Source organism: Bacillus sp. NH11B, from assembly GCF_001884205.1.
Taxonomy (GTDB): Bacteria; Bacillota; Bacilli; order Bacillales; family Bacillaceae_G; genus Bacillus_A; species Bacillus_A proteolyticus.
Genome location: NZ_MAOG01000018.1, coordinates 1 through 2,534 on the forward strand (window position 1 = coordinate 1; position 2,534 = coordinate 2,534).

Annotated in this window: 2 protein-coding genes; one reads left to right on the forward strand and one right to left on the reverse strand. The window is 34.8% G+C overall.

What is annotated here, in order from left to right:
• Positions 1-80 precede the first annotated feature (80 nt).
• On the forward strand, positions 81-446 hold the full coding sequence (locus BAU27_RS04315) for a hypothetical protein (protein ID WP_000136552.1): 366 nt from the start codon (positions 81-83) through the stop codon (positions 444-446).
• Between the two features lie 34 nt (positions 447-480).
• On the opposite strand, the gene BAU27_RS04320 is transcribed toward BAU27_RS04315, so the two are convergent.
• Positions 481-1,824: a TrkH family potassium uptake protein gene (locus tag BAU27_RS04320; RefSeq protein WP_071744813.1), complete on the reverse strand. Its 1,344-nt coding sequence runs from the start codon at positions 1,822-1,824 to the stop codon at positions 481-483.
• Positions 1,825-2,534 lie beyond the last annotated feature (710 nt).

A 2,534-nucleotide genomic window follows, 5' to 3' on the forward strand; every position in this document is an offset into this window, starting at 1 on the left:
TACTGCTCGCAAATAGCGGGATAAAAACAGTAAAGAGAAACATACTATTATTGAACCTTGTTATGAAAGGAGTCCTTACTTTGACCGAGAAATTTGATGAATATAAAAAAAGAGATCGAATAGATAGTGATTATAGTGACTATAAAGAAGAATACGCGGCTGAAGTTGCACCACAACGTATTGATTATGATGATAAAGATAACGATGATGTAAGATCATCTGCAGCTGGATCAACTGCTGGTTTTATTGCTCTTGCTTTAGCAATATTATCGCTATTTACATTCCCAACACTGTTTGGTCTTGTGTCTGTTTTACTCGGTATTTACGCATATAATCGTGGGGCTACTGTAACTGGCGGTATCGCTGCCATTGTAGGTGGTATTGCTGCACTTATTGCGATTTTATTCCGAGTGGCGCTTATTGGGTTATTGTTCTCTCTTTTTTAAAATGAAAAAGGTATCTCGCTTTATGCGGGATACCTTATCCTGTAAATACATCTTCTGATGGATATTTAATTTTTTGTTTCGCTGGTCGTGCCAAAGAGAAAACAAGTGTTAACGGTCCGATTAATCCACAAAACATAACAAACATAATAATACATTTTCCAAACGCCGATAGCTTCGCAGTAATCCCCATTGTTAATCCTACTGTGCCAAACGCTGAAATTGTCTCAAATAATAACTGAATAAAACTGAAGTCTTCTGTAAGCATTAATACAAATACCGCTGTAAAAATAAGTATTTGACTAGCAACGACAATTGCTAACGCTCTCGTTACTGTCGACATTTTAATCGTACGATGAAATAAAACAAAATCCTCTTTCTTTCTAAAGAAAGAAAGAACTGATGTAATTAAAATAACGAATGTCGTTAACTTAATTCCACCACCTGTCGATACACTTCCTGCACCAATAAACATTAATATCATCGTAAATAATATCGACGACTCTTCCATGCCGCCATAATCTATCGTGTTAAAACCGGCTGTACGAGGTGTAATTCCTTGGAAGAACGAAGCCCATAACTTTTCATTTAAAGATAGTTGTCCCAAAGTCTTCACATTATTATATTCCAATACAAAAATCACAATCATCGCAATAATGTTAAGTGCTATCGTTCCAACAATCATGATCTTCGAGTGAAGTGATAATTTTCGGAAACTGCGACTATACCATATATCAATTAATACCGTAAACCCTAACCCTCCTATTACAATTAAAGAACAAATCCCAATATTAACAATAGGATCTCCTACGTATCTTGTTAAATTATCTGGCCAAAGTGCAAAACCGGCATTATTATATGACGCAATAACGTGAAAAATACTATAGTATAAACCTTTTCCAAATCCAAACTCTGGAATAAAGCGAATCGATAAAAAGATAACTCCAATTAGCTCAATACAAATAGAAAAAATAAAAACTCGTTTCACTAATTTCACAAGACCACCAATATTTGTTTGATTAAATGCTTCTCCAATTAATAGTCGGTGACGTAAACCAATTTTTTTACCTAATACCCAAACAATTAAAATGGCTATCGTCATAAGACCGAGACCACCTATTTGAATTAAAAACATAATAACAATTTCACCAAACATCGTAAATGTACTTGCAGTATCTACAACGCCTAAACCCGTTACAGTCGCTGCCGACGTAGCTGTGAAGAAAGCATCTACCCAACTAATATGTACTTTCGTTGCAAACGGTAACTTTAATAACAATCCTCCGACCACAATTAAACAAAAAAAGCCTAATGCTAAAATTTGTGGTGGATTTAATCGTATAATGCGATTATAAACCCCTTGTTTTTTTGCTACTTCCATATCACTAACTCCCTTTATCAAGTGAAGCTTTTATCCCCTCATAAATAAAGACCCTTTAAGAGCCTACAAGTAGCGGGATAACCCTTATATTCTCATAATATAGTTGAGCATAATCCTTTTTTTCATAGATTTCAACTTTTATTTATATTCAGACTCCTATTATTTTACAAAAGAATATTCTCTATTATATCTCCACTTATACTATAACTCTTACACCTACAACTATTTTACCCTTTTTTCAAATTCCCATATCTTTCACGCCAAGTTCACACGAGGGTCACATCTACCTTTTATAGTATGCGTATCGGAGCTGTTCCTCCCTAATTTATAAGACATTCCCCAGTGTCTAGAAGCAGCTTCCATCCCTAATTAAATTGACATAAATTGTCCCCTTCCTTGACCATCCTATATGTGATGGTCTTATTTTTTTACTCTCTCTTTCTTCTTACTTAAAACTCCCTCCCTCTTTCACTCTATGTTCACATCTAGGTCACATCTATCTTTTATAGTGTATGTATCGAAGTTGTTCCTCCCTAATTTATAAGACATTCCCCAGTGTCTAGAAGCAACTTCCATCCCTAATTAAATTGACATAAATTGTCCCCTTCCCTAGGCCATCTTTTATATGATGGTCTTATTTTTTTGTTTACTCTATCTTTTATTTGAAACTCCCTCTCTCTTTCACTCCATGTTCACATCTAGGTCACATC